The organism is Streptomyces sp. Y2F8-2 (assembly GCF_014905555.1).
In the GTDB taxonomy this organism is placed as follows: domain Bacteria; phylum Actinomycetota; class Actinomycetes; order Streptomycetales; family Streptomycetaceae; genus Streptomyces; species Streptomyces cynarae.
This window is the reverse complement of record NZ_BNGS01000001.1, coordinates 254,805-280,194: the sequence shown is the minus strand read 5'-3', so window position 1 is coordinate 280,194 and position 25,390 is coordinate 254,805. Positions and strand designations below refer to the sequence as shown.

Below are 25,390 nucleotides of genomic sequence, written 5' to 3'. Positions count from 1 at the left end.
GAAGTCGTGGTGCTGACGGGAAGGCCAGAAGGGCTCGAGGTCACGGCGACCCGTCGCACTGAACTTCTGGAAGCTGGCCATGGTTCTCATTGAAGCAGACACACGCCCGTGACAGGAGCCTCCTCTCACTGCTTGGACGCTCTTTTTCCCGGCGTGCCCACGCACCCCCGAAGCGCGGAAGGGGCGCCCGCCACCACGGCGGGCGCCCCTTCCGGGAGCTGTGTGGAGCCGATCAGACCTGGCCGGCCTTCTCCAGCGCCGTGCAGCAGGTGTCGACGATGAGCCGGGTCACCAGGTACGGGTCCACGTTGGCGTTCGGACGGCGGTCCTCGATGTAGCCCTTGCCGTCCTTCTCGACCTGCCACGGGATGCGGACCGAGGCGCCGCGGTTGGAGACGCCGTACGAGTACTCGTTCCACGGGGCGGTCTCGTGCAGACCGGTGAGGCGGTCCTCGACGCCGACGCCGTAGTTCTTGACGTGGTCGAGCGGCTTGGAGCCCTCACCGAGTGCCTCGCACGCGGTGATGATGGCGTCGTAGCCCTCGCGCATCGCCTTGGTCGAGAAGTTGGTGTGCGCACCGGCACCGTTCCAGTCGCCCTTGACCGGCTTCGGGTCCAGGGTCGCGGAGATGCCGAAGTCCTCGGCGGTGCGGTACAGCAGCCAGCGGGCCACCCAGAGCTGGTCGGCGACCTCGAGCGGGGAGAGCGGGCCGACCTGGAACTCCCACTGGCCGGGCATGACCTCGGCATTGATGCCGGAGATGCCGAGGCCCGCCTTCAGGCAGTTGTCCAGGTGCGCCTCGACGACCTCACGGCCGAAGATCTCGTCGGCGCCGACACCGCAGTAGTAGCCGCCCTGCGGGGCCGGGAAGCCGCCCTCCGGGAAGCCGAGCGGACGCGAGCCGTCGAAGAAGGTGTACTCCTGCTCGATACCGAAGATCGGCTCCTGGGCGGCGAACTTCTCGGCCACCTCGGCCAGTGCGGCACGGGTGTTGGACGGGTGCGGGGTCATGTCCGTGTCGAGGACCTCGCACAGCACCAGGACGTCGTCGCCGCCGCGGATCGGGTCGGGACAGGAGAAGACCGGCTTGAGCACGCAGTCCGAGGAGTGGCCCTCGGCCTGGTTCGTGGACGACCCGTCGAAGCCCCAGATCGGAAGCTCCTTGCCCTTGGCGTCGTCGGCCAGGATCTTCGTCTTGGAACGGAGCTTGGCGGTCGGCTGGGTGCCGTCGATCCAGATGTACTCAGCCTTGAAGGCCATGGGCCACATCCTTCGGGGGTGGTCTCGACTGCGTGGTCGACAGTGCAGTCGCAGAGGTCGTGCGGGTGCGCGGCGCTGCGGCAGTGGGGCGCCGGGTGATGCCCGGCAGCATGTCAACAGGCGATTTCCCGGCCATTGCTCTGGTGTGAACCCCGTGTTACCGGGGGCTCCCGTGCCGGGATTCACTCGGTGACCGGTCCGTCCCCTTCCGGCACGCACGCCATCGACCCCCGGCGCGTACGCCACCGACCTCAGGCAAGTACGCCACCGACCTCGGGCGCGTACGTCACCGACCTCGGGCGCGTACGTCACCGACCTCGGGAGCGCGTACGTCACCGACCTCGGGCGCGTACGTCACCGACCTCGGGCGAGTACGCCACCGACCTCGGGCGAGTACGTCATCGGCCCCGTAGCCGAGCCTCGGCCCAGCACACGTGAGGCCGGCCACCGCCCCCTGTACGGTGGCCGACCTCGGGCCCGCTCCATGCGGAGCGGACGCGGCTCCAGGAGGCGACCGTCGGCTTCCCGACCCGGAAACCGGTCACGGGTCCGCGTCCGAGCGCCGCCGCGCTGCGCTCGCCCCGCGTGCCGGTCCTGCTGCTCGTGGCCGCGAACAGCGGGACCGTGCCCCGTGACGTGCCGCCTCCTGGAGTTACCGGAGCGCCGGCCTCACCCCACCTTCTCGATCAGGGCGCGGCGGATCAGGAACTTGCCGGGTTCGCGGACCTGTTCGAAGGCGGCGTTGTTGAGGAGCACACAACTGCCGGAGACGGAGGTGACCTTCACCGTCGTGGACTTGTTGTTGTCCAGGTTGGTGACCTTCAGGGTCGTCCCCGCCGGGAACTGGTTGCTGGACGCGGCCGGGGCGCCGCCCTCACCGGAGAGCGTCACCGTGGAGCCCTTGCAGACCTGCTGGCCTGAAGCAGCGGTGCCGGCGCCTCCCGTGTTGTCCGCGGGTGCGGTCGTGGCAGGCGCGGTGGTGGCGGCCTGCGAGGCCTGGGGGTCCTGAGCCGACCCCCCGGCCTGCGCGGCGCCGCCGGACTGCGCCGATCCCGATCCACCCGCCTGGATCGACTCCCCGACCTGGCAGCCGGACGCCTCCTGCTTCCGCTTGATCTCGGCGACCACGGCCTCGCGGTTGGCGATCCGCGCCGCCGACTGGGCGTCCGGGTTGGCCTTCTGCGCCGCGATGAACGACTCGTTGTTGCCGAGCGCGGTGGCCAGGCCCTGACAGACCGTCGAGGTCGACGCGTTCTGCACGTTCGCCGCGTTCGAGGTGGCGGCGAGGGCGAAGGCCCCACTGCCGGCCACGGCGACGGCGGTGACCGCCAGCGCGATCTTCTTCTTGGGACTGAGGGTCCTCCTACGCGACATGCGCGCCTCCTGTCCCCGGCCGCCGTCACCGGCGACCGGATGCGATAGGTACGCCGCTATGTACGAGATACCGAACGGAGTTACTCAGCGGTTTACAGGAGTCAGCGAAGTAACGTAGGTCACAGGGGAGTCGGCGTCAGCGGGACAGGGCGTCCCGTACGGCCTCCTCCGTACGCCCGACCACGGCCGTACCGTCGTCCGCGGTGATGATCGGCCGCTGGATGAGCCGCGGGTGCTCGGCGAGCGCACGCACCCAGCGGTCGCGCGACGCGGCGTCCCGCGGCCACTCCTTCATGCCCAGTTCCTTGGCGTCGGCCTCCTGGGTGCGCGTGATGTCCCAGGGTTCGAGGTTCAGCCGGTCGAGGACCTCGCGAATCTCCTCCTGAGTCGGCACGTCCTCCAGGTAGCGGCGCACGGTGTAGTCGGCGCCCTCGGCGTCGAGCAGGGTGAGGGCGCTGCGGCACTTCGAGCAGGCCGGGTTGATCCAGATCTCCATGCCTCACACGGTAGCCGACACCCCCCTTCTCACCCCTGTCACAACGTGGCTCAAATGGCCTGTGGCCAGGGGCTTTTGTCAGTGGGGGGCAGTAAAATAGAAGCAGTGTTCGAGGGAGGCGCCGGGGTGTCCGGCACCTCCCTGACCGCGACAGGAGGATGCCTGTGCCCGCTGCCGCAACCAAGCCGAAGCCGACCCGGTCGACGGCGCGGCGACCGGTCCCGATGGACCTGCCGTACGCACCGACGGCCAAGCGACCGCTCCCGCCGGGGCGGCCGCGTGACTGGTACATCACGCACAACCGGCGCCTGAAGGCGATGCGCCTCGCCATCGCCCTGCTCGACTCCGGCGTGTACGTACCGAACCAGGCGCACAACGAGACGATACGGAGCACGGCGGAGCGGGTCGGGATACGGCCGCCGTCGGACACGACGTGCCACATGGTGCGGGCGCTGATGCGCTACAGCCGTTGAGCGTGACGCCGGGTGCCCTCTCGCATATGGGCACCCGGCGTCGGGGCCGGCCGTCCCCGGTGGCTCCGCCCCAGAACCCCGGTCGGCCTGAACCGCCTCGTCCTCACTTGCCGGACGGGCCGGTCCGGTTGGACAGCTCCTTCTCCAGCGGTGTCCGGAAGCGCGGAGTCACCCGGGTGCCGGCCAGCCACGACCCCAGACGGGCCGCCTCCCGTTCGATCGCCTCGTACGCCTCCCGGCCCAACCCCTCCGCGTCCAGCACACGCCACACCACCTCACCGTCGGCCCGCTGAGCCCACCCCCCGACCACCCGGCCGTCCCACCACACCGTGGGACCGACGTTGCCGCTGCCGTCGAACAGGGCCGGGCGCAGCTCGGGGGCCAGGCACCAGTCACGGTCCTGCCAGCCCATCGCCGTCGGGTCCAGGCCCGGGAGCAGGGCCGCCCACGGTTCGACGGCCGGCAGCGGTTCCTCGTCGCCCGGCGTCACGTACCCCGTCGCCCCGCCGTCCAGCGTCACCGGTACCGCCCCGATCGCCGTCAGCGCCCGGCGCACCTCCGTGACCCTCCACCCGGTCCACCACTTCAGGTCCCCCTCCGTGGCCGGCCCGCAGGCCTCCAGCCAGCGTCGCAGCAGCTCCCGCTGGGCCTCTTCGGGCGGGAGTTCGGGGTGGGGCGGGGCGACGGCCCAACGGAACTGCGACGACGTCCACGCACCCAGCGGGCGCCCCCGGACGACCCGGCCCTCGACACCGAGGACGCGCATCAGCTGTGACGACACGGTGTGCGGGGCCTCGTAGCTCCTGCCCGCGCCATAGGTGTACTGCTCCTTCAACCGAGGCTCGTCCCTGGTGAGTTCGCTGACGGTCGCCTGACCGCGCCGGGCCAGAGCGGCCAGCGCCGACGCCTCGACCTCCGCGAGCCACTGAGCCGTCAGCCGGCCACCGCTTCCGGACACCATGTCCTTGACCAGCGCGGCGCGGGCCTTCGCCGCGTTCACCAGGCCGGTCGACGCGTGCACCACGGCGGCGAGTTCGGTCGGGAACACGAACACGGTGTGCCGCATGCCGTGCATCCGCACCAGCGTCCGGTCCTCGTACAGCGCCCGCTCGACCTCCGCCACGGTCTTGTCCGCGTCCGCGAGGCGCGCCCCGACGGCGAGGTACACCGTGGCCGGATCCGTGCCGTGCAGCGCGACCAGCGACCCGGCGACCTCCTCGGGCGTCACCGCCCGCGACCGGGCACCCAGCCGGTGCCGCACCGCGAGCCGGGCCCGCCGCTCCACCGTCCCGATGTGCCGTCCTCCGTCGCCCATGCCGTCTCCCTCGGATCGAAAAGCAGATGCACCCGCAGTGACCGCCTCCCTACGCTGGACACGCATCCGATGGGGTCACCGATCCCCGGCACCCCGTCGAATCCCCGTGGCACAACCACTCACCCAAGCGAAGGAGGGCGTCATGGGCACCATCATCCTTGCCGGAACCGTCGTCCTCGTCCTCTTCGGATTCGGCAACCACATCTGGTGGCTCGCCGCCATAGCGCTGTTCGTCCTGTACGTGCGGTACGGTCGCGGCTCGTCCACCGCGGGCACCGGAGGCGCCCCGACCTCGGCGGCCAGCTACCAGGAGTACCGCGCGCGCCGTGACCAGCAGGCCAAGTGGGAGCGCCGCTACCGCCGCGAGCGCCCCTTCGAGGCCCGCCGCCAGGAGGGCGGCAAGTAGGAAGCGCGAGGAGGAGCAGGCGTCACAGGCCGGGTGCGCCCCAGAGGGGGAACCACCGTCCGAGGTCCTGCTCGATCCGCAGATCGTTCCCGAGGGCAGCCTTGATCTGCAGCTCCAGCGCGTTGTCGCGCCGCTCGCCCTGTCCGGCGAGCGGCGCGAACGGATAGAAGGTGCCTCGCTTGTACAGATAGACCAGCCCGAGCCGGCGCCCGCCCGTGTCCTGGAAGCCGGCCACCGAGCACAGCAGCTGCGGTCCGAAGCCGTTGACCTCCATCGCGCTGTTCACCGCGTGCAGATCGTTGACCAGGGCGGACAGCTGGTCGGGGGTGCGGCGGGAGACCAGCCACGAGTAGCCGTAGTCGTCCCGTTGCAGCTCGACGGGTGGCCCGGTGCGGTCGGTGTCGGCGTCCAGGAGCGCCTGGACCTCCCGGTTTGCCTGGGTGAAGGCGCCACCCTCCACCGTGGCGAAGCAGACCGCGCCGGTCCCCGTCGGGGTGAACCCCGCGGCGGCCTCGAGCGTGATCGCCGCCGACGGCAGGGCGAACAGCTGGTCGAGGTCGGGTGCCACCGGCTTCGTACGGCCGAGCAGGATGTCCAGGAGCCCCATCGGCGCTCAGCCCGCCTTTCCCGGCGCCGCCGCCTCGCCGAGCTCCGCGGAGATACGGGCGAGCTGCTCGAGCCGTTGCTCCAGCGTCGGGTGCGTGGAGAACAGACGCGAGATGCCCGGGTCGGAACCGAAGGCGGGGGTGAAGTAGAAGGCGTTGAAGGCCTGGGCCGTCCGCAGGTCCTGCGTCGGGATGCGGGCGATGTCCCCGGTGACCTTGGTCAGCGCGGACGCCAGCGCCGACGGCCGCCCGGTCAGGTGCGCGGCGGCGCGGTCCGCGGCCAGCTCCCGGTACCGGGACAGGGCCCGGATCAGCAGGAAGCTGATCGCGTAGACGAGCGCCGAGATCCCCATGACGGCACCGAAGACGGCGATGGTGTTCTGGTCCTTGCGGCCCCGCCCGCCGAACAGCTCCGAGTAGAACGCGAACCGGACCACCAGCCCGGCGATCACCCCGAGGAACGAGGCCACGGTGATGACGGCGACGTCCTTGTGCGCCACGTGCGACAGCTCGTGCGCGAGCACGCCCTCCAGCTCCTCGGGCTCCAGCCGCCTGAGCAGCCCGGTGGTCACGCACAGCACGGCGTGATCGGGGTTGCGGCCGGTCGCGAACGCGTTCGGCATGTCCAGATCGGAGACGGCGACGAGCGGCTTCGGCATGTCGGCCACGGCGCACAGCCGGTCCACCACACCGTGCAGCTGCGGATATTCCTCACGCTCCACGATCCGCCCGTGCATGGCGTACAGCGCGATCCGGTCCGAGAACCAGTACTGCGCGCCCAGTGCCGCCGCCGCGATCACGACGACCAGCACCCAGGACTTCAGCAACGCGATCAACGCGGCGACGAACGCCACGTACAGCAATCCGAGCAGAAACAGCGTGACCGTCATCCGGACGGTCAGCCGCCGATCGCTCTGGAACCGGCTCCGCATCATGCATCACCCCGCAGTACCCCGTAGTAAGGCACTCGTCCCACCCCCATTGTGCGCCCAACCCGAACCATGAACCGGTTCCGAACGGCTCCATGGCAGGCAAAGAGTGGCTGTGGAAACGCTCCGGGAGGTCCCGCGGGAACGACGGAGCCCCGTCTCCACCCGGGGGCGGGGACGGGGCTCCGTGTCACTGCTGCGGCAGCGGCCGGCTCACACGTCGAAGTAGAGCTCGAACTCGTGCGGGTGCGGACGCAGCTGGAGCGGGGCGATCTCGTTGGTGCGCTTGAAGTCGATCCACGTCTCGATCAGGTCGGACGTGAAGACGTCGCCCTGGAGGAGGAACTCGTGGTCGGCCTCGAGCGAGTCGAGGACGGCCGACAGCGAGGTCGGGACCTGCGGGACGTTCGCGTGCTCCTCGGGAGCCAGCTCGTACAGGTCCTTGTCGATCGGCTCGGCCGGCTCGATCTTGTTCTTGATGCCGTCCAGGCCGGCCAGCAGCAGCGCCGAGAAGGCCAGGTACGGGTTGCCGGAGGAGTCCGGGGCGCGGAACTCGACGCGCTTGGCCTTCGGGTTCGAGCCGGTGATCGGGATGCGCATCGCGGCGGAGCGGTTGCGCTGCGAGTACACCAGGTTCACCGGGGCCTCGAAGCCCGGCACCAGGCGGTGGTACGAGTTCACCGTCGGGTTGGTGAAGGCCAGCAGCGACGGGGCGTGCTTGAGGATGCCGCCGATGTAGTAGCGGGCGGTGTCCGACAGGCCCGCGTAACCGGCCTCGTCGTAGAACAGCGGGTCGCCGTTGCTCCACAGGGACTGGTGCACGTGCATGCCCGAGCCGTTGTCACCGAAGATCGGCTTCGGCATGAAGGTCGCGGTCTTGCCGTTGCGCCAGGCCACGTTCTTCACGATGTACTTGAACAGCTGCAGGTCGTCCGCGGCGGCGAGCAGCGTGTTGAACTTGTAGTTGATCTCGGCCTGGCCGGCGGTGCCCACCTCGTGGTGCTGGCGCTCGACCTTCAGGCCGGCCTTCTCCAGCTCCAGGGAGATCTCGGCGCGCAGGTCGGCGAAGTGGTCGACCGGCGGGACCGGGAAGTAGCCGCCCTTGTAGCGGACCTTGTAACCACGGTTGTCCTCGAGGGCGCCGGTGTTCCAGGCACCCGCCTCGGAGTCGATGTGGTAGAAGGACTCGTTCGCGCTGGTGGCGAAGCGCACGCTGTCGAAGACGTAGAACTCGGCCTCGGGACCGAAGTACGCCGTGTCGGCGATCCCGGTGGAGGCGAGGTAGGCCTCGGCCTTCTTCGCCACGTTCCGCGGGTCACGGGAGTACTGCTCGCCCGTGATCGGGTCGTGGATGAAGAAGTTGATGTTGAGCGTCTTGTCCCGGCGGAACGGGTCGACGCGTGCGGTCGACAGGTCGGCGCGCAGCGCCATGTCGGACTCGTGAATGGCCTGGAAGCCACGGATCGAGGATCCGTCGAAGGCGAGCTCGTCGTCCGGGTCGAACGCCTCAACCGGCACCGTGAAGTGCTGCATCACGCCCGGCAGGTCGCAGAAGCGGACGTCGATGAACTTGACGTCCTCGTCCGCGATGAACTTCTTGGCCTCGTCGGCGTTCTGGAACATCCAGCTCCTCCTACTCCCGACCGTCCGTGCCGGGGTGGTAGTTCGTTCGTGCGGCCAGTGCGGTGGCACACGCTGCAGCCGACCATAGGGACGGGCGGTTTCTCAGGCGTGACCCATTTGTTTCTCCCAGGTTAACCAGCTCCCGCCCGAGTGACCCCGCCCCCCGGCCAGCCAAATCGGGAGCGATACCGTGGACGGGTGGACAACAGGCAAGCAATCGGATCGTGGCTGTCCGGTCCCCGCGCGGCCGTGGAAGAAGCCGGGGCGGACCTCGGATACCGCGGGGAGCAGCTCGGTCTGCCGGAGCAGGGGCCGGGCTCGATCGCCCGCCCGGGCCGCCGCCTCGGCGCCCTCGCCGTCGACTGGGGCCTGTGCGTCTTGATCGCATACGGTTTGATCACCCATGGCTATGAGCCGGCCACGAGCAACTGGGCGCTGCTCGTCTTCTTCCTGCTCGGCATCCTCACGGTCGGCACGGTCGGCTTCACCCCCGGCAAGCGCCTTTTCGGGCTGCGGGTGGTCGCCCTGGGCACGGGCCGGGTCTCGCCCCTGCGCGCGGTGCTCCGCACGCTCCTGCTGTGCCTGGCCGTTCCGCCGCTGGTCTGGGACCGGGACGGCAGGGGGCTGCACGACCGGATGGCGGGGACGGTCGAGGTCAGGACCTGAGGTTTCTGCCGGGGCCGAGGTTCTTCCGGGCCCGAAAACGCCGATCGGCCGTCCGGGACATGACGTCTCAGGACGGCCGATCGACGCGATCTCGGCTTGTCGGCTCATCGGCCCTTCGGGCCGCCTCGTGGCATCCGCATCCCCTTCGGCAGGGGCCCCTTCGGCAGCGGCATGTTGCTCATCAGATCACCGAGGGCCCGCAGCCGGTCGTTCGTGGCGGTCACCTGGGGACCGGTGAGGACCCGCGGGAACTTCAGCATCGTCGTGCGCAGCTTCTTCAGCTCGACCTGACCCTCGCCCGTGCCCACGACGATGTCATGGACCGGCACGTCCGCGACGATGCGCGCCATCTTCTTCTTCTCGGCGGCGAGCAGGCTCTTGACCCGGTTCGGGTTGCCCTCGGCGACCAGAACGATGCCGGCCTTGCCGACCGCGCGGTGCACCACGTCCTGGTTGCGGTTCATCGCGACCGCCGGGGTGGTGGTCCAGCCGCGGCCGATGTTGTCCAGGACCGCCGCTGCTGCGCCCGGCTGGCCCTCCATCTGGCCGAAGGCGGCGCGCTCGGCCCGGCGTCCGAAGACGATCGCCATCGCGAGGAAGGCGAGCAGGAGGCCCAGAATGCCGAGATAGATGGGGTGGCCGATCAAGAAGCCGATCGCGAGGAAGACACCGAAGGTGATGATTCCGACAGCCGCGAGTACAAGACCGATCTTCGGATCGGCCTTGCGGGTCATCTTGTAGGTCAGGGCGATCTGCTTCAGTCGCCCGGCGTTCGCAGCGTCCGCTGCAGTTTCCTTCCTCGCCATGCCACGCAGTCTACGTGGCCCGGGAAGCGGCTACGACGGCGGTGCGGGGGTGGGAGCGGGTGCGGAGCGGTGGGGACGCTCCGGTGCGCCGGGGAGGCGCCGCGTGGCGGTCGTCAGCGGGACCGCGTGGCCGTTGCCGGCATGGCGCCGCGGCCTGGACCGGCTGTTACGAGCGGGACGCCGCGGCCTGGACCGGCTGTTACGAGCGGGACGCCGCGGCCTCGAGGACGCGCTCGGCCTCGACGCGGTCCTTGGCGCGGCGGCGGTCCTCCAGGACGGAGTTCCAGGCGTTGCGACGGGCGGTCCGCTGGCCGCTGCTCATGAGCAGCGACTCGATGGCACGGAGTGCATCGGTGAACGACGGGATCGCGTTGGCACGTACGGGTGCGGCCTGCATGGTGGAGGTCCCCCCTCGGGTCGGCGGGTCGTGGCCTGGGTGCTACCGGGTGTAAAGCCAGGCTCACTGTTCGGTGTTACCAGGACGTGACCGACCGGTCAAACGCCAATGAAGCCTTGCTGCGCAGCGCGAAAACCCGAACGCGGCCCCGGCGGTGCCCGCTAGCTGCGGGGACGGTCGGGACCGCGTCAATCGGCCACTACCCGACGGTAGCCGCTTGTGTGCGGATTCACACACGGGAACTGGCACGGGGTGCCACCATCAGGGTGACGGCCGGGTCAGACGGCCTGTGCGGCGACGTATGTGCCGCCCTGCCGCGGTGCATCCGCCTGACGCTGCTCGACGGCCATCCGGTAAAGCCGCCCGGCGCGGTACGAGGAGCGCACGAGCGGACCGGACATGACGCCGGAGAAACCGATCTGCTCGGCCTCCTCCTTCAGCTCCACGAACTCCTGCGGCTTCACCCAGCGCTCCACGGGGTGGTGGCGGACGCTCGGGCGCAGGTACTGGGTGATGGTGACCAGTTCGCAGCCGGCGTCGTGCAGGTGGCGCAGGGCCTCGCTGACCTCCTCGCGGGTCTCGCCCATGCCGAGGATCAGGTTCGACTTCGTCACCAGCCCAAAGTCGCGGGCCGCGGTGATCACCTTGAGGGAGCGCTCGTAGCGGAAACCGGGGCGGATGCGCTTGAAGATCCGCGGCACGGTCTCGATGTTGTGGGCGAAGACCTCGGGGCGCGAGGAGAAGACCTCCTCGAGCTGCTCCGGGACCGCGTTGAAGTCGGGGGCGAGGAGCTCGACCTTCGTACGGCCGCCCTCGCGGTCCGCCGTCTGCCGGTGGATCTGCCGCACGGTCTCGGCGTACAGCCAGGCGCCGCCGTCCTCCAGGTCGTCGCGGGCGACGCCGGTGATGGTGGCGTAGTTCAGGTCCATGGTGACCACGGACTCACCGACGCGGCGCGGTTCGTCGCGGTCGAGTGCCTCGGGCTTGCCGGTGTCGATCTGGCAGAAGTCGCAGCGGCGGGTGCACTGGTCGCCGCCGATGAGGAAGGTGGCCTCGCGGTCCTCCCAGCACTCGTAGATGTTCGGGCAGCCGGCTTCCTGGCAGACCGTGTGCAGGCCCTCGCTCTTCACGAGGTTCTGCATCTTCGTGTACTCGGGACCCATTTTCGCCCGGGTCTTGATCCACTCGGGCTTGCGCTCGATGGGGGTCTGGCTGTTGCGGACCTCCAGGCGCAGCATCTTGCGTCCGTCGGGTGCGACTGCGGACACGTCGGCTCCCTGTAGCTTCGATTCTTCGGCGTACACCAGGGTACGCCCGTGGTTGTCTGCCCCCGTGTTGAGGCCAACCTGGGGGCCTTGGGGCGCATTCCCTGCCGGGTGCGCGGGGTTTGTCCCGCCCCCCGCCGCCCCTACCCGTCCCGTACCTGGGGCTGCTGAAATTCAGCCCCTCCGGCGTTTGAGGAGCGGGGGTGCGGGGGCGGAGCCCCCGGCGGGGTTCAGGGGCGGAGCCCCTGGAGGACGGGACGGGTAGGGGCGGCGGGGGCGAAACACGCCCGGGCGCGCCCTCACGCCGAGGCCCGCTCGACCTCCCGCGGCTTCAGGTCCGCGTTCTCCAGCACGTCCCGCAGGTGCCGCTCCACCACCGGCAGCACCTCCTCGATCGTCACGTCCCGGCCCAGCTCGTTCGCCAGGGACGTGACACCCGCGTCCCGGATCCCGCACGGGATGATCTTGTCGAACCACGCGTTGTCCGGGTTCACGTTCAGCGCGAAGCCGTGCATCGTGACCCCCTTGGCGACGCGGATCCCGATCGCCGCGATCTTGCGGTCCTCCCGCCGCTGCCCCGCGTTGGACGGCGCGTACTCCGGGCCGTTCAGCCGCGGGTCGAACTCCTCGTCGTGCAGGCGCGGGTCGAAGTCCAGGGAGAGACCGCCCAGGGAGGGGCGCTGGTCGACCGGGTCCCCGAGGACCCACACCCCGCTCCGGCCCTCCACCCGCGTCGTCTCCAGGCCGAACTCCGCACACGTGCGGATCAGGGCCTCCTCCAGGCGCCGTACGTGGGCCACCACGTCCACCGGGCGCGGGAGCTTCTGGATCGGGTAGCCCACCAGCTGGCCCGGGCCGTGCCAGGTGATCTTGCCGCCGCGGTCCACGTCGATGACCGGCGTGCCGTCCAGGGGCCGCTCCTCCGGTGCCGTGCGCCGGCCCGCCGTGTAGACCGGGGGGTGCTCCAGGAGCAGGCAGGTGTCCGGGATCTCGTCCGCGAAGCGGGCGGCGTGCACCCGGCGCTGCTCGTCCCATGCCTTCTGGTAGTCGACGGCATCGGTCCCGAACCCCATACGGACGAACCGCAACTCACTCACGGCAAGCGCCTCCCTAGAAGCCTCGTAAGGCGCGAAACGCGCCCACGCCACTGTACGTCCGGCCCGGGGGAGAGGTGCTGCCCGGTCGTTCGTCAGCCCGACCGCTCAATCCTCACACGATCGGATGAATGGTGAGGGAAATGTGCGATCGTCTGCTCACTCTCCGCTACATTCACGCCGTTCACGAGGCCATAAGGGCAGCTCACAGGCGATATGGAGACCGCACCGCAGATGACGGAACGACCCGCGCAGCGCACCCCCAACCGACAGCTCGCCGCGCTCATCGCAGAAGCGGGGTTCTCCAACGCAGGTCTCGCCCGTCGCGTCGACCAGCTGGGCCTCGAACACGGGCTGGATCTGAGATACGACAAGACGTCCGTGACGCGCTGGCTGCGCGGGCAGCAGCCGCGCGGCACCACCCCGGCGCTGATCGCAGAGGTGTTCACCCGCAGGCTCGGACGCCGGCTCACCGCCCAGGATCTCGGGCTCGACGCCTGCGCCCCGGTGTACGCGGGGCTGGAGTTCGCCGCCACCCCGGAGGAGGCGGTCGACATCGTCAGCGGCCTGTGGCGCAAGGACTCCGGCAGCCACGCCGAGCTCCGGAAGATCGCGTTCACGCCGGCCGGGCTCGTCGTCCCCAGCCGGGACTGGCTGATCGGGCGCCCGGACGACAAGGTCGCCCGATGCGAGAGCGCCCCCCGCGTCCCCGCCCAGGGCCGCCCCGCCTCCCCCAAGTTCTCGACTCCGCTCGAACAGGGGGGACCCCCGTCCCGGCCGCGCGGCCAGTCCGAGCGCGGCCCCGGCCAGAGGGTCACCGGCGGAGACATCGCCGCCCTCCGCTCGGTCGGCGAGCTGTTCCGCGCCCTCGACAACGCCTACGGCGGCGGCCACGCCCGCCAGGCCCTCGTGCGCTACCTGGAGCACGAGGCCGAGCCGATGCTCCGCGGAACCTACGGCGAGCAGACCGGCCGCCGGCTGTTCGCGGCCGCCGCCGATCTGACCCGGCTCGCCGGCTGGACGTCGTACGACATCGGCGCGCACGGCCTCGCCCAGCGCTACTTCGTCCAGGCGCTCCGGCTCGCCCAGGCCGCCGGGGACCGGATGTACGGGGCGTACGTGCTGGTCACGATGAGCCGCCAGGCCGTCTACCTCGGCCACGGCCGCGAGGCCGTGCAGCTCGCGCGCGTGGCACAGCAGGGTGTCGGCACCTCGGCGCCGCCCGTCGTGCAGGCGCTGCTGCACGCCGTGGAGGCGCGCGGGCACGGCGTGCTCGGCGAGGTGCGCGCCTGTACGTCCTCCCTCGTACGGGCCGAGCGTGCGCTGGAGTCCGCCCGGCCCGGCGACGAGGCCCCGTACTGGGCGCGGTTCTTCGACGAGGCGCAGCTCGCCGACGAGTTCGGGCACTGCCACCGGGACCTCCAGCAGTACCGGGCCGCCATCCAGCACGCCGAGCGCTCGCTGCAGCTGCGCGCGCCCGGCTACGCCCGCAGCCGGCTGTTCTGCCGGGTCGTGCTGGCCACGGCCCGGCTCGGCCTGGGCGAGCTGGACCAGGCGTGCCAGCTCGCAGCCGAGGCCGCGGGGCAGGCGGCGGAGATGCGGTCGGTCCGGGCGACGGAGTACGTACGGGACTTCGAGCGCCGCCTGGAGCCGTACAAGGACGCCGCCCCCGTGCGCGGCTACCGCGACAAGGTCGCCGCCCTGCACTGACCCCGGGGGCCGCTCAGGCCGCCGTCGGCAGCGGGTCCGCCAGCTTGGTCGGAGCCGTGCCCAGGTCCGCCAGGACCGCGGAGGCGGCCCGGTGGCCCGAGTGCAGTGCCCCCTGCACCGTGCCCGTGTCCCGGTGGTCGCCGCACACATACAGACCGGCCAGCAGCCGCACCGGCCGGCGTACGTCGTGCGGAGGTCGCATCACCGGGACGGCCCGCGCGGTGTGGTGCACGGCGAGCGTCTCCCAGCGCGTGGTCGAGGTGCCGTACAGCCGGGTCAGATGGGCGCGTACGGCGCCGTCGATGTCCTTTGGCGGCGCGCCGAGGACGGTGGAGGAGACCAGGGGCCGGCCCGCGGGCGCCCGGGACGGGTCCACCAGGCTGACCACCGCCGTGTGCGCCACCGGACCGCCGCGGTCCGCGTCGAGCAGCAGCGACGCGCCGGTCGGCGGCGGCTCGTCCATGGTGTGGTGGACGACCGTGACGGGGTGGAACTCGGGTACGTGCAGCCCGGGCAGCAACTCGGCGGCGGCATGCGCATCGGTGGCCAACAGCACGGCGCGGCAGCGGAATTCGCCGTGCTCGGCGGTGGTGACCGAAGTGGTGGAGATCGAGGTGGCGCGCACGCCCGTGTGCACCGTGCCCGGCGGCAGCGCCTGCGCCAGCAGTTCGGGCAGCACCTCGGCGCCGCCCTCCGGCAGGCACAGCCGGCCGCTCGCGAAGGCGCGCAGCGCCAGGTCGGCGGCGCGGCTCGACATGCCGAGCTCCGGGTCGCACAACAGCGCGGCGAGCAGCGGACGCAGAAAGCCCTCGACCGTACGGGCGGGCATCCCCCGGGCCGCGAGCGCGCGCCCGGCGGTCGACTCGGGCCGCGCCAGCAGCCGTTCCACGGGGGTCACGGCCATCCGGGCCAGTGCCGCGTTCAGCCGCGCCTGGTCCACGGCACCGCCGAGCGGGGCAGGAGATCCCGCCGCCCTGGGCCGGACGACCCGCACGCCGGCCGTTCCGATCCCCGAGCGGGGCGCACCGGCGAGAGCGCGAACGGCGTTGAGCGCTCCCCGTGCGCCCCCTGCCATCGGGAGAGCGCCCGCGCGCCGGTGGCGGCCGCCGCTGTGCACCAGGACGCCCGGCGCGAAGGGCCGCAGTACGAGCGCGTCGAGCCCGGGAGTCAGGCCCAGTTCGGGATACGACGTGGACAGGAGCTGTCCGACGCGGTCGAGCCGGAAGCCGTCGACCTTCTCGGTCGACATCCGGCCGCCCACACCATGGGCGGCCTCCAGGACGGTGGTACTCACTCCTGCGCTGGTCAGCCGGTGGGCCGCCGCGAGGCCCGCCACCCCGGCCCCCACGATGACGACGTCCGCCTGATACACGGGCTTCAACACGTGCCCCTCCTCGAGGTTGCGCGGTCGGCGAAGACGTCATGCCCGCGACCGGCTTCAGGAATACCCGAGTTCTGCTCGAGGGTAGGGCCACGCACGGTCAAGTGAAGTCGCGCATCAACAGAGCACGGTCGCACAGCGGTCGCATATGGTCGAACGCGAAAGGTTTCGTCCGCCGGTGTGCCGTCCGGTCACCGCCGGAGCGCGTCCCGCAGCGCGTCCTCGATCCCGGGGAACGTGAACGAGAACCCCGACTCCAGCAGCCGCTTGGGCACCACCCGTGCGCTGCCGAGCACGTCCCCGGCCATCTCGCCGAGCGCGAGCCGCAGTGCGGGCGCGGGCACCGAGAAGAGCGTCGGCCGGTGCAGCACCCGCCCCATCGCCGCCGTGATCTCACGGTTCGTCAGCGGCTCCGGAGCCGTCAGATTGAACGGCCCGGACAGCCCGTCGGCGCCCAGGAGATGACGGATCGCCGCCACCTCGTCGTACAGCGAGATGAACGACCAGTACTGGTCCCCGTCTCCCATGCGCCCGCCGAGCCCCGCCCGGAAGAGGGGGAACAGCCGGCCCCAGGCGCCGCCTTCACGCGCCACCACCAGTCCCGTGCGCAGGAACACCGTCCGCACGCCCGCCTCCCGGGCGGGATCCGTCGCCTCCTCCCACTCCACGCACATCCGGGACAGGAAGCCGTCCCCGGGCGGGGCCTCCTCGTCGACCACCCGGTCCCCGGTCTCGCCGTAGTAGCCGATCGCGCTCGCGTTCACCAGCACGCGCGGCGGTTCGGGCAGGGAGGCGACGGCCTCCGCGAGCGCCGACGTACCGAGCACCCTGCTGTCCCGCAGCGTCTTCTTGTACGCGTCGGTCCAGCGGTGGTCGCCGACACCGGCCCCGGCGAGGTTGACCACCGCGTCGCACCCGGCCAGCCCGGCCGTGTCGACGTAACTCCCCTCCGGATCCCAGCAGACCTCGTCCTCGTCCCGGGCGGCGCGACGCACCAGGCGCACCACCTCGTGCCCCTCCGCCACCAGTGACCGGACCAGGGCACTGCCGATGAGACCGGACGCACCGGCCACGGCGATCCTTGAAAGTTCCATGAAATCCATCCTGCCCGTCGCCGCCTAAAACCCCGGTCAGGACATGCCTACCCCGCCGTACAGTGACCTTCATGCCCGCTGCGTACATACGGCTCGCCCTCCCCGACGACGAGGACGCGCTCGGCCGGCTCGACCGGGAGACCTGGTCCCCGCTGCACGCCGTCCAGCCCCGCCCCCAGCCGCCGTACAAGCCCTTCTACAACGAGCGGTTCGGGCCGCGGGACCACCTCGTCGCGGAACTCGGCGGCGCCCTCGTCGGCTACATCCGGCTCGGGTTCCCGACCTCGCTCGCGTGCAACTCCCACGTCCGGCAGATCCAGGGCCTGGCCGTCGCCGAGGAGGCGCGCGGCGCCGGCGTCGGCCGGGCGTTGCTCCGGGCCGCCCAGGACGAGGCCCGCCGCCGCGGCGCCCGCCGCATCACCCTGCGCGTCCTCGGCCACAACACCCCCGCCCGGGGGCTCTACGAGTCCGAGGGCTTCGTGGTGGAGGGCGTCCTGCCCGAGGAGTTCCTGATCGAGGGCGAGTACGTCGACGACGTGTTCATGGGCCGCTCCTTGTGACGCCCACGGCTCAGGACGTGACGAGCTCGCCCGTGTCCACCGGTGCCGTGGCGTTCGCCGCCCGCTGGGCGTCGCCCGCCACCTCCTCCGCCGTCAGGACGTACCCCGTCTCCTGATCGGAGGTGGACCGGGCGAACACCACGCCGTACACCTCGCCGTCGGTGGTGAGCAGCGGGCCGCCGGAGTTGCCCGGCAGGACCGTGGAGCGGACGGAGTAGATCTCCCGCGTGACGGTGTCCGTGTTGTAGATGTTCTGACCCGTCGCCTGGATCTTGTTCGCGACCGTGGCGGCCCGCAGCGTCAGGTCGCCGTCCTGCGGATAGCCCGCGACCACGGCCGCGTCACCGCGCTTGGCTTCGTCGTCGAAGCGCAGCACCGGCGCCCGCAGATCCGGCACGTACAGCACGGCCACGTCCCGGTCGGGGTCGAAGAGCACCACCCGGGCGGCGTACGCCGGACCGACGCCGCCGATGCGCACGGTCGGGTGGTCGATGCCGGCCACCACGTGGGCGTTGGTCATCACATGCCGCGCCGCGTACACGAAGCCGCTGCCCTCGCGGCCCTGGAGGCCCGAGGCGCCCTCGATCTTGACCGTGCTGAGCTTCGCCGCGTTCGTCGCGCTCGGTGTGACGTTGTCCCCGGAGGGCTTGGCCACCCCCGCCGTCGGCTCGTTCTCGAAGGGGTTGAAGACCTGTGGGAAGCCGGCCTGGGTGAGCGCTGAGGTGGCGCGCGAGAACCAGGTGGGGGTGGTGTCCGGCATCACGTCCTGCACGGCGCCAAGCAGCCGTGAGTCCCGGATCGCCTCCGTGACCAGCGGTGAGGAGGAGGCGCCGAGGACGCTCGCGGCCACCCACGCCACGATCAGCACCGACAGCGAGTTGGCTGCCGCCCCGCCGATCCCGTCGGCCACCCTGAGCGGCCCGTGGTCCAGCTCGCGCCGCAGCTTCAGCGCGAGCCGGCCCGCCAGCTCGTGGCCGATCGCCGCCGGGACCAGGACCGTGAACACCGCCGTCACCGTGGCCGCGGTCGTCCCCCGCGTCACCAGTTGCATCACCCAGGGCAGGACCCACACGCCGACGACGGCACCGCCCACGAAACCGGCCAGGGAGACACAGCCGGCCACCAGTCCGCGCCGGTAGCCGGACGCCGCGTAGGCCAGGACGACCAGCATCAGAAGGATGTCGAGCAGGTCCACGAAGCCGCCTTTCTCTTGGACCCCTTAGTACGCGCGGCGGGGTCCCGATGATCAGCCCCACGCACGCGGCGCGCGGAAATCGGCTCTGCGCGCCGACCTGCGCTGCACCACCCGGGGGACAACCTCCGGACCGCCGGCCGGCGTGTGGTCGCCCGGGCGGCCCGCGCGACGCGCACTGGTGAAAACGTCCTGGACCCGGACGATGGTTCCACCGGGTGGCACACCACACATCGCGGACGCGACGGAGGGGATGGACAGTGGGTCCATGCGTGTCTTCCGAAGAGCACGAAGGGGCAGGAGAAGACGCCCGCTCCGTTCGCTCCGTTCGGTGCGGATCTCGGGCGTCGTCCTGCTGCTGGTCGGCTGTACGCCCGGACTCACCGCCGGCGCCGCGCTGCTGATCGGGACGTTGAGAGCCGAAAGCCCGGTCGAGGTACGGCGCCCGCGGCCGGTCGGCGCCCGCTCCGCCGTCCTGCACACGGCACCCAGGCCGCGCATCCTGCCGCGGTCCGCCTGGGCGCAGCCGGAGGAAGGCGCCGGGAGCCGGCCGGCGCCGCGCTACGACGACAAGGTCGTCGCCGTCTTCGTGCACCACACCGCCTCGCCCAACCGGTACGACTGCGCCGACACACCCCGCATCATCCGCGCGCTGTACGCGGGCCAGATCGGCAACCGCCGCTGGGACGACATCGGCTACAACTTCCTGGTCGACCGCTGCGGCACGATCTACGAGGGGCGTTCGGGCGGCGTCGAACGCCCCGTCACCGGTGCCCACACCCAGGGCTTCAACCACCGCACCACGGGCATCGCCGCCATCGGCACCTTCTCCCAGGGCGTGTCCGTGCCCCGGGCGATGACCGACGCGATCGCCGCCCTGGCCGCATGGAAGCTGGGCCTCGCGGACGTCGACCCGCGCGGCAAGGTCAAGCTGGTCTCCAGCAACGGCCAGAGCCGGTACCAGGAGGGCAAGACCGCCCTCCTGCCCGCCCTCGCCGGCCACAACGACGGCTACATGACCAACTGCCCCGGCGCGGCCCTCACCGCCATGCTCCCGTCGATCAGACAGAAGGCGGCCCACCTCCAGGGCAGGAAATGAGGGCCCGTCATGGCCCCGTGCCCCGCTTCGCACCTGGGCGGGGGCCGCGCGCAACCCGTGGACGGTGCTCTGCGCGGTCGCGGCGGTCGTCCTCGGCCCGGCCGCGACCACGGCGTCCGCCCTCGACCAGGCCACCAAGGCGCCGCTCCACCACGCGGCGCCCCCGGGCCGGGCGCCGCACCCCCACCTCCCGGGCGCCGCCCAGGCGCAGGCCCACCTGCCCTCGGAGGCCACCCGTCGGCGCGCGGCATGGCCTCAGGCCCGGAAACGGTCCCACAGTCTCGGGTAGCGCTCGGCGAGCACGGACTCGTTCTCCAGGTCGAACGGTGTGCCCTCCGGCTCCGCGGGCGTGGGCGGGATGCCCAGGTCGGGCGTCTCGGTGCCGGTGAGCTGCTCGTACGCCTCGTCCGCCGCGTAGCCGAGTTCCTCTCCGTCGCCGTCGATCTCCTCGTCGAACTCCTCCAGCAGGTCGGCGAGCGAGTCGGGATCGTGCAGGGCGCCCTCGAACACGTGCCGGCCCTGGCCGATCAGCCAGCACCGGAAGGAGTCGAACGCGTCGTCGCTGGCCCCGTCGAGCAGCACCCAGGCGGCACCCCACAGGTCCCAGCGGTACGAGCGGTTGAACCGGGACTCGAAGTGCCGGGCGAAGTCCACGACCGACTCCGGGTCCAGCTGAAGCAGCCGCTCGACGAGCACGTCGGCCTGTTCCGCGGGATCGCCCTCGGCGGCCTCGCGGCTGGCGTCCACCAGCTCCCAGAACTCCATCTCGTCCATCACGGGACCAGCATCGGCCTTCGGCGCAACGGGCGCACGCGGAGTGCGCCGGGACGTCAGGAGGCGTAGAGCCCCGCGAGCCGCCGAGCGTCGCTCGCGAAACGCGCCCGCAGCCCCTCGGGCGACAGCACCTCGACCTCCGGGCCGAGCGCCGTGAGCTGGGTGTGCGCGACCTCCTCGGACTCCACCGGCAGGGTCGCCCTCACCCAGCCTCGCTCGTCCGGGGCGTCCACGTCCCGCAGCGCCTCCCGAGCCGCGGTGTGGCCGACGGCGTACGGCAGTCTTCTCACGCCGTCCTCGGACAGCCGCACCACGACCTCGGCCCGCAGGATGGACCGCGCGAACTGCTCGGCGCGCTCCGCCCAGAAGGCGGGCAGGTCGAACTCCTCGTCGCGGGGGAAGCGTTCCCCGCCCACGTCCACAGCGGTGAAGCGGTCGATGCGGTACACCCGGAAGGAGCCGTGCCCCGCGTCCTGCGCGGTGCGGCCCTGCGGCTCGCCGACCCGCGCGCACAGGTACCAGACGCCCGCCTTCAGCACGAGCCCGTAGGGCTCCAGTTCGCGCTCCACCACGTCCTCGCCGCGCCGGTAGCGCGCGGTGACCGGCCGGTCGTCCCACACGGCGTCCGCGACCGCCGGGAGCAGGGCGGGTGTCTCGGGCTCCTTGAACCAGTCGGGCGCGTCCAGATGGAATCGCTGCGCCGCCGTGCGCGGCGCGTCGCGCAGCGAGGGGAGGAGGGCCGCCGACACCTTCAGACGGGCCGCCGAGGCCGCGTCGTGAAGCCCCATCTCGCGCAGCGCGCCCGGTACGCCGCTCAGGAACAGCGCCTCGGCCTCGCTGCGGGCGAGACCGGTCAGCCGGGTGCGGTACCCGCCGACCAGGCGGTAGCCGCCGATCCGCCCCCGGTCCGCGTACACCGGGATCCCCGCCTCCGACAGCGCCTGAGCGTCCCGGGTGACGGTCCGCTCGGACACCTCCAGCTCCTTCGCCAGCTCGGCGGCCGTCATGGAGGGCCGGGCCTGGAGCAGCAGCACCATTTTGATCAGACGGGCGGCACGCATGGCTTCATCATGCCGGGGACCACTGATTTTATGGCTCGTTCGCCTACGGGGCGCCTCTCTCGCGGCAGAGAAGGGGTACGGCGAGAGCGCCGTACCCCTTCACCCGACTCGAGCCGTTACAGGCCGTACTTCTCCCGGGCCTCCTTCACGGCCGCCGCCTTGACCTCGCCGCGCCCCGCGAGCTGGGCGAGGGCCGCGACCACGATCGACTCGGCGTCGACGCCGAAGTGGCGGCGGGCGGCCTCACGGGTGTCCGAGAGGCCGAAGCCGTCGGCGCCCAGCGAGGACCAGTCCTGCTCCACCCACTGCGCGATCTGGTCCGGGACCTGCCGCATGTAGTCGGAGACGGCCAGCACCGGGCCCTCGGCACCCTGGAGCGCCTGGCGCACGTACGGCACCCGCTCCTCGCCGCGCAGCAGGGCCGCGTCGGCCTCCAGGGCGTCGCGCCGCAGCTCGGTCCAGGAGGTCGCCGACCACACGTCCGCGGCCACGCCCCACTCCTCGGCGAGCAGCTTCTGCGCCTTCAGCGCCCAGTGGATCGCGGTGCCGGAGCCCAGCAGCTGGATGCGCGGGGCGTTGGCAACCGGGGCCAGGCCCGCGGACTCAGCCGTGTTGAAGCGGTACAGGCCCTTGACGATGCCCTCGTCGATGCCCGGGGCAGCGGGCTTCGCGGGCTGCGGCAGCGGCTCGTTGTATACGGTCAGGTAGTAGAAGACGTTCTGGTCCTCGCCCGGCGCCGCCTCGCCGTACATACGGCGCAGACCGTCCTTGACGATGACCGCGATCTCGTACGCGAACGCCGGGTCGTACGTCAGCGCCGCCGGGTTGGTCGCGGCGATGACGGGGGAGTGGCCGTCCGCGTGCTGCAGGCCCTCACCGGTCAGCGTCGTACGGCCGGCGGTGGCGCCGACGAGGAAGCCGCGGCCGAGCTGGTCGCCGAGCTGCCACATCTGGTCGGCGGTGCGCTGCCAGCCGAACATCGAGTAGAAGATGTAGAACGGGATCATCGCCTCGCCGTGCGTCGCGTACGACGTCGAAGCGGCGATGAAGTCGGCCATCGAACCGGCCTCGGTGATCCCCTCGTTGAGGATCTGGCCGTTCTTGGCCTCCTTGTAGTACATCAGCTGGTCGCGGTCGACCGGCTCGTACGTCTGGCCCTTGGGCGAGTAGATGCCGAGGGAGGGGAAGAGGCTCTCCATGCCGAAGGTGCGCGCCTCGTCCGGGACGATCGGCACCCAGCGCCTGCCGGTCTCCTTGTCGCGGACCAGGTCCTTGACCAGGCGGACGAACGCCATCGTCGTGGCCACGTTCTGCGAGCCGGAGCCCTTGTCGAAGGCGGCGAACGCCTTCTCGGCGGGCGCGGGCAGCGGGGCCACCGGGTGGACGCGGCGGGCCGGGGCCGGGCCGCCGAGGGCAGCGCGGCGCTCCTGGAGGTAGCGGACCTCGGGGGAGTCGGCGCCCGGGTGGCCGTAGGGGACCACGCCGTCGACGAAGTCGCTGTCCTTGATCGGCAGGCCGAGGCGGTCGCGCATCGCCTTGAACTCGTCCACCGTCAGCTTCTTCATCTGGTGGTTGGCGTTCTTCGACGCGAAGCCCTCACCGAGGGTGTGGCCCTTGACCGTCTGGGCCAGGATCACCGTCGGAGCGCCCTTGTGCTCCAGGGCGGCCTTGTAGGCGGCGTAGACCTTGCGCGCCTCGTGACCACCGCGGGAGAAGTGGAAGCACTCGATGATCTTGTCGTCGCTCAGCAGCTTCGCCATCTCGGCGAGCGCCGGGTCCTTGCCGAAGAAGTCCTCGCGGATGTAGGCGGCGTCGCGGGTCTGGTACGTCTGTACCTGCGCGTCCGGCACCTCGCGCAGACGGCGTACGAGTGCGCCCGTGGTGTCGAGGGCGAACAGCTCGTCCCAGGCGGTGCCCCACAGCGTCTTGACGACGTTCCAGCCGGCGCCGCGGAACTGGGCCTCCAGCTCCTGCACGATCTTGAAGTTGGCGCGCACCGGGCCGTCGAGGCGCTGCAGGTTGCAGTTGATGACGAAGGTGAGGTTGTCCAGCTCCTCACGGGCGGCGAGCGCGAGGGCCGCCGTCGACTCGGGCTCGTCCATCTCGCCGTCGCCGAGGAAGGCCCACACGTGCGAGGCGGAGACGTCCTTGATGCCGCGGCTGGTGAGGTAGCGGTTGAAGCGCGCCTGGTAGATCGCGGAGAGCGGGCCGAGGCCCATCGACACGGTCGGGAACTCCCACAGCCAGGGCAGGCGGCGCGGGTGCGGGTAGGAGGGCAGGCCGTTGCCGCCGGCCTCCTGGCGGAAGTTGTCCAGGTGCTGCTCGGTCAGACGGCCGTCGAGGAAGGCGCGGGCGTAGATGCCGGGGGAGGCGTGGCCCTGGATGTAGAGCTGGTCGCCCGAGCCGTCGCCCTCCTTGCCCTTGAAGAAGTGGTTGAAGCCGGTCTCGTAGAGCCAGGCGGCGGAGGCGAAGGTGGCGATGTGGCCGCCGACGCCGTGTTTGCTGCCGCGCGTCACCATGGCCGCCGCGTTCCAGCGGTTCCAGGCGGTGATCCGGGCCTCCATCTCCTCGTCACCGGGCACGGACGGCTCCGCGGCGGTGGGGATGGAGTTGACGTAGTCGGTCTCGAGGAGCTTCGGCAGCGCGATGCCGCTCCCCTCGGCCCGTTCCAGCGTGCGGCGCATCAGGTACGCGGCACGGTGCGGCCCGGCCGCCTTGGCGACGGCGTCCAGGGAGGCCTGCCATTCGGCGGTCTCCTCGGGGTCGCGGTCCGGGAGCTGGTCGAGCTCGCTCGGCTGGATGGCCTGGGGGTCGGTCATGTCGCCGCCTTCCTCAGTCGAAGGGGGTTCCCTCATCGGTAAGGGTCGGGGGTGCCCTTGGTCTTTGGCAGGACAGGGCGTGGGCTCCGGTGAGAGTCCATCGGGGACTCTAACTCCCTGATCGATGATCGATCAAAGGGTTGAGGGGCAAAACCTCTTGATCACGAGAAAGTCGGCACGGGGTGCCTCCAGTAGTGGCACCGGGTGACGTCATTGTGCGGAGTTTTCGCAGGTGAGAGTGCGTCTGAGCGCGAGGCCGCTCTGGTGTTCGGGGTGGGTGCGGGGTGTCGAACGACGTCACGCCCTCGGCGCGCAGCCGAGCACGTGGGCCTTCACCAGGTCCGCGATCCGCGGGTCGCGGCGCTTGAACGCCTGTACCAGTTCCTCGTGTTCCTCCGCGTACGACTGCTGGACCGTGCCCAGCCAGCGGATCGACAGGGCCGTGAAGACCTCGATGCCCAGGCCCTCCCAGGTGTGCAGCAGCACCGAGTTGCCCGCCGCGCGGACCAGTTCCCGGTGGAAGGCCACCGTGTGCCGTACCTGCGCCGTGCCGTCCGACCTGCGGTCCGCCTCGTAGAGCGCGGCCACGTGCGGTTCCAGCGCCGAGCAGTCCTCCGCCAGCCGCTGCGCCGCCAGCTCCGCCGCGATCGCCTCCAGACCGGCCCGGACCGGGTAGCTCTCCTCCAGGTCGGCCGCCGACAGGTTCCGCACCCGTACGCCCTTGTTCGGCGCCGACTCGATCAGTCGCAGCGACTCCAGCTCCCGCAGCGCCTCGCGCACGGGCGTCTGGCTGACCTCCAGCTCGGTCGCGATCCGCCGCTCCACGATCCGCTCGCCCGGCTTCCAGCGACCGCTGACGATCCCCTCCACGATGTGCTCGCGGATCTGTTCGCGCAGCGAGTGGACGACGGGCGCGGTCATGAGGGCTCCTTAGAAAGGGGCCCAGTGGCCCCCGGGGGCGTTGACGTTTAGACAATACGGCCGCCGCCG

The 25,390-nt window shown here is 71.3% G+C and carries 24 protein-coding genes; 6 read left to right on the top strand and 18 right to left on the bottom strand.

Annotation, left to right across the window (positions count from 1 at the left end; all coding sequences use genetic code 11):
* Nucleotides 1-232: 232 nt before the first annotated feature.
* From glnII to SY2F82_RS01295, 3 genes are all read right to left on the bottom strand, one after another.
* A complete protein-coding gene (gene glnII, locus SY2F82_RS01305) occupies nucleotides 233-1,261 on the bottom strand; it encodes a glutamine synthetase (RefSeq protein WP_103843623.1) in 1,029 nt (342 codons plus the stop codon).
* A gap of 669 nt (nucleotides 1,262-1,930) precedes the next feature.
* Nucleotides 1,931-2,635: a hypothetical protein gene (locus SY2F82_RS01300; protein WP_200417044.1), complete on the bottom strand. Its 705-nt coding sequence runs from the start codon at nucleotides 2,633-2,635 to the stop codon at nucleotides 1,931-1,933.
* A 136-nt stretch (nucleotides 2,636-2,771) separates the two neighbouring features.
* Nucleotides 2,772-3,131 carry an arsenate reductase family protein gene (locus SY2F82_RS01295; protein WP_200417043.1) on the bottom strand — a complete coding sequence of 120 codons (360 nt, stop codon included), beginning with the start codon at nucleotides 3,129-3,131 and terminating at the stop codon, nucleotides 2,772-2,774.
* Between the two features lie 164 nt (nucleotides 3,132-3,295).
* On the opposite strand from SY2F82_RS01295, the gene SY2F82_RS01290 reads away from it, so the two are divergent.
* Nucleotides 3,296-3,604: a hypothetical protein gene (locus SY2F82_RS01290; protein ID WP_200417042.1), complete on the top strand. Its 309-nt coding sequence runs from the start codon at nucleotides 3,296-3,298 to the stop codon at nucleotides 3,602-3,604.
* 103 nt (nucleotides 3,605-3,707) lie between these two features.
* On the opposite strand, the gene SY2F82_RS01285 is transcribed toward SY2F82_RS01290, so the two are convergent.
* Nucleotides 3,708-4,919 carry a winged helix DNA-binding domain-containing protein gene (locus SY2F82_RS01285; protein ID WP_200417041.1) on the bottom strand — a complete coding sequence of 404 codons (1,212 nt, stop codon included), beginning with the start codon at nucleotides 4,917-4,919 and terminating at the stop codon, nucleotides 3,708-3,710.
* 142 nt (nucleotides 4,920-5,061) lie between these two features.
* Here SY2F82_RS01285 and SY2F82_RS01280 point away from each other — a divergent pair, with 142 nt between their 5' ends.
* Entirely contained in the window at nucleotides 5,062-5,325 is a 264-nt protein-coding gene (locus SY2F82_RS01280; protein ID WP_200417040.1) for a hypothetical protein, read from the top strand.
* Nucleotides 5,326-5,347: 22 nt separating this feature from the next.
* Here the strand turns inward: SY2F82_RS01280 and SY2F82_RS01275 are convergent, their stop codons facing one another.
* From SY2F82_RS01275 to glnA, 3 genes are all read right to left on the bottom strand, one after another.
* Nucleotides 5,348-5,932, bottom strand: a complete 585-nt coding sequence (locus SY2F82_RS01275; protein WP_200417039.1) for a hypothetical protein — start codon at nucleotides 5,930-5,932, stop codon at nucleotides 5,348-5,350.
* Nucleotides 5,933-5,938: 6 nt separating this feature from the next.
* Nucleotides 5,939-6,862, bottom strand: a complete 924-nt coding sequence (gene htpX / locus SY2F82_RS01270; protein ID WP_200417756.1) for a zinc metalloprotease HtpX — start codon at nucleotides 6,860-6,862, stop codon at nucleotides 5,939-5,941.
* Between the two features lie 210 nt (nucleotides 6,863-7,072).
* The gene (glnA, locus tag SY2F82_RS01265) at nucleotides 7,073-8,482 is read right to left on the bottom strand and encodes a type I glutamate--ammonia ligase (protein ID WP_103843613.1); all 1,410 of its coding nucleotides are present in this window, start codon (nucleotides 8,480-8,482) and stop codon (nucleotides 7,073-7,075) included.
* Nucleotides 8,483-8,680: 198 nt separating this feature from the next.
* Here glnA and SY2F82_RS01260 point away from each other — a divergent pair, with 198 nt between their 5' ends.
* Nucleotides 8,681-9,148: an RDD family protein gene (locus SY2F82_RS01260; RefSeq protein ID WP_200417038.1), complete on the top strand. Its 468-nt coding sequence runs from the start codon at nucleotides 8,681-8,683 to the stop codon at nucleotides 9,146-9,148.
* 104 nt (nucleotides 9,149-9,252) lie between these two features.
* On the opposite strand, the gene SY2F82_RS01255 is transcribed toward SY2F82_RS01260, so the two are convergent.
* The 4 genes from SY2F82_RS01255 to lipB form a co-directional block, all read right to left on the bottom strand.
* Complete coding sequence (locus SY2F82_RS01255) at nucleotides 9,253-9,954, bottom strand: DUF4191 domain-containing protein (RefSeq protein ID WP_200417037.1); 702 nt, start codon at nucleotides 9,952-9,954, stop codon at nucleotides 9,253-9,255.
* A 199-nt stretch (nucleotides 9,955-10,153) separates the two neighbouring features.
* The gene (locus SY2F82_RS01250) at nucleotides 10,154-10,351 is read right to left on the bottom strand and encodes a hypothetical protein (protein WP_200417036.1); all 198 of its coding nucleotides are present in this window, start codon (nucleotides 10,349-10,351) and stop codon (nucleotides 10,154-10,156) included.
* A 278-nt stretch (nucleotides 10,352-10,629) separates the two neighbouring features.
* Complete coding sequence (gene lipA / locus SY2F82_RS01245) at nucleotides 10,630-11,619, bottom strand: lipoyl synthase (RefSeq protein WP_200417035.1); 990 nt, start codon at nucleotides 11,617-11,619, stop codon at nucleotides 10,630-10,632.
* A 296-nt stretch (nucleotides 11,620-11,915) separates the two neighbouring features.
* Complete coding sequence (gene lipB, locus SY2F82_RS01240) at nucleotides 11,916-12,713, bottom strand: lipoyl(octanoyl) transferase LipB (RefSeq protein WP_200417034.1); 798 nt, start codon at nucleotides 12,711-12,713, stop codon at nucleotides 11,916-11,918.
* A 231-nt stretch (nucleotides 12,714-12,944) separates the two neighbouring features.
* On the opposite strand from lipB, the gene SY2F82_RS01235 reads away from it, so the two are divergent.
* On the top strand, nucleotides 12,945-14,420 hold the full coding sequence (locus tag SY2F82_RS01235; protein WP_200417033.1) for a regulator: 1,476 nt from the start codon (nucleotides 12,945-12,947) through the stop codon (nucleotides 14,418-14,420).
* A 13-nt stretch (nucleotides 14,421-14,433) separates the two neighbouring features.
* Here the strand turns inward: SY2F82_RS01235 and SY2F82_RS01230 are convergent, their stop codons facing one another.
* Entirely contained in the window at nucleotides 14,434-15,804 is a 1,371-nt protein-coding gene (locus SY2F82_RS01230) for an NAD(P)/FAD-dependent oxidoreductase (protein WP_200417032.1), read from the bottom strand.
* Between the two features lie 188 nt (nucleotides 15,805-15,992).
* Nucleotides 15,993-16,895 (bottom strand): TIGR01777 family oxidoreductase, encoded by a 903-nt coding sequence (locus SY2F82_RS01225; protein WP_200417031.1) that lies wholly within the window; start codon nucleotides 16,893-16,895, stop codon nucleotides 15,993-15,995.
* Between the two features lie 71 nt (nucleotides 16,896-16,966).
* Here SY2F82_RS01225 and SY2F82_RS01220 point away from each other — a divergent pair, with 71 nt between their 5' ends.
* The gene (locus SY2F82_RS01220; protein ID WP_200417030.1) at nucleotides 16,967-17,455 is read left to right on the top strand and encodes a GNAT family N-acetyltransferase; all 489 of its coding nucleotides are present in this window, start codon (nucleotides 16,967-16,969) and stop codon (nucleotides 17,453-17,455) included.
* A 10-nt stretch (nucleotides 17,456-17,465) separates the two neighbouring features.
* Here the strand turns inward: SY2F82_RS01220 and SY2F82_RS01215 are convergent, their stop codons facing one another.
* Complete coding sequence (locus tag SY2F82_RS01215) at nucleotides 17,466-18,650, bottom strand: MarP family serine protease (protein WP_200417029.1); 1,185 nt, start codon at nucleotides 18,648-18,650, stop codon at nucleotides 17,466-17,468.
* A 328-nt stretch (nucleotides 18,651-18,978) separates the two neighbouring features.
* Here SY2F82_RS01215 and SY2F82_RS01210 point away from each other — a divergent pair, with 328 nt between their 5' ends.
* The gene (locus SY2F82_RS01210) at nucleotides 18,979-19,746 is read left to right on the top strand and encodes a peptidoglycan recognition protein (protein ID WP_374707108.1); all 768 of its coding nucleotides are present in this window, start codon (nucleotides 18,979-18,981) and stop codon (nucleotides 19,744-19,746) included.
* 255 nt (nucleotides 19,747-20,001) lie between these two features.
* Here SY2F82_RS01210 and SY2F82_RS01205 read toward each other — a convergent pair whose 3' ends face one another.
* The 4 genes from SY2F82_RS01205 to SY2F82_RS01190 all read right to left on the bottom strand — a co-directional run bounded on the left by SY2F82_RS01205 (nucleotide 20,002) and on the right by SY2F82_RS01190 (nucleotide 25,321).
* Nucleotides 20,002-20,520: a DUF4240 domain-containing protein gene (locus SY2F82_RS01205; protein WP_200417755.1), complete on the bottom strand. Its 519-nt coding sequence runs from the start codon at nucleotides 20,518-20,520 to the stop codon at nucleotides 20,002-20,004.
* A gap of 56 nt (nucleotides 20,521-20,576) precedes the next feature.
* Nucleotides 20,577-21,581, bottom strand: a complete 1,005-nt coding sequence (locus SY2F82_RS01200; RefSeq protein ID WP_200417027.1) for a YafY family protein — start codon at nucleotides 21,579-21,581, stop codon at nucleotides 20,577-20,579.
* Nucleotides 21,582-21,697: 116 nt separating this feature from the next.
* Nucleotides 21,698-24,400: a pyruvate dehydrogenase (acetyl-transferring), homodimeric type gene (gene aceE / locus SY2F82_RS01195; protein ID WP_200417026.1), complete on the bottom strand. Its 2,703-nt coding sequence runs from the start codon at nucleotides 24,398-24,400 to the stop codon at nucleotides 21,698-21,700.
* Between the two features lie 297 nt (nucleotides 24,401-24,697).
* Nucleotides 24,698-25,321, bottom strand: a complete 624-nt coding sequence (locus tag SY2F82_RS01190) for a GntR family transcriptional regulator (protein WP_200417025.1) — start codon at nucleotides 25,319-25,321, stop codon at nucleotides 24,698-24,700.
* Nucleotides 25,322-25,390 lie beyond the last annotated feature (69 nt).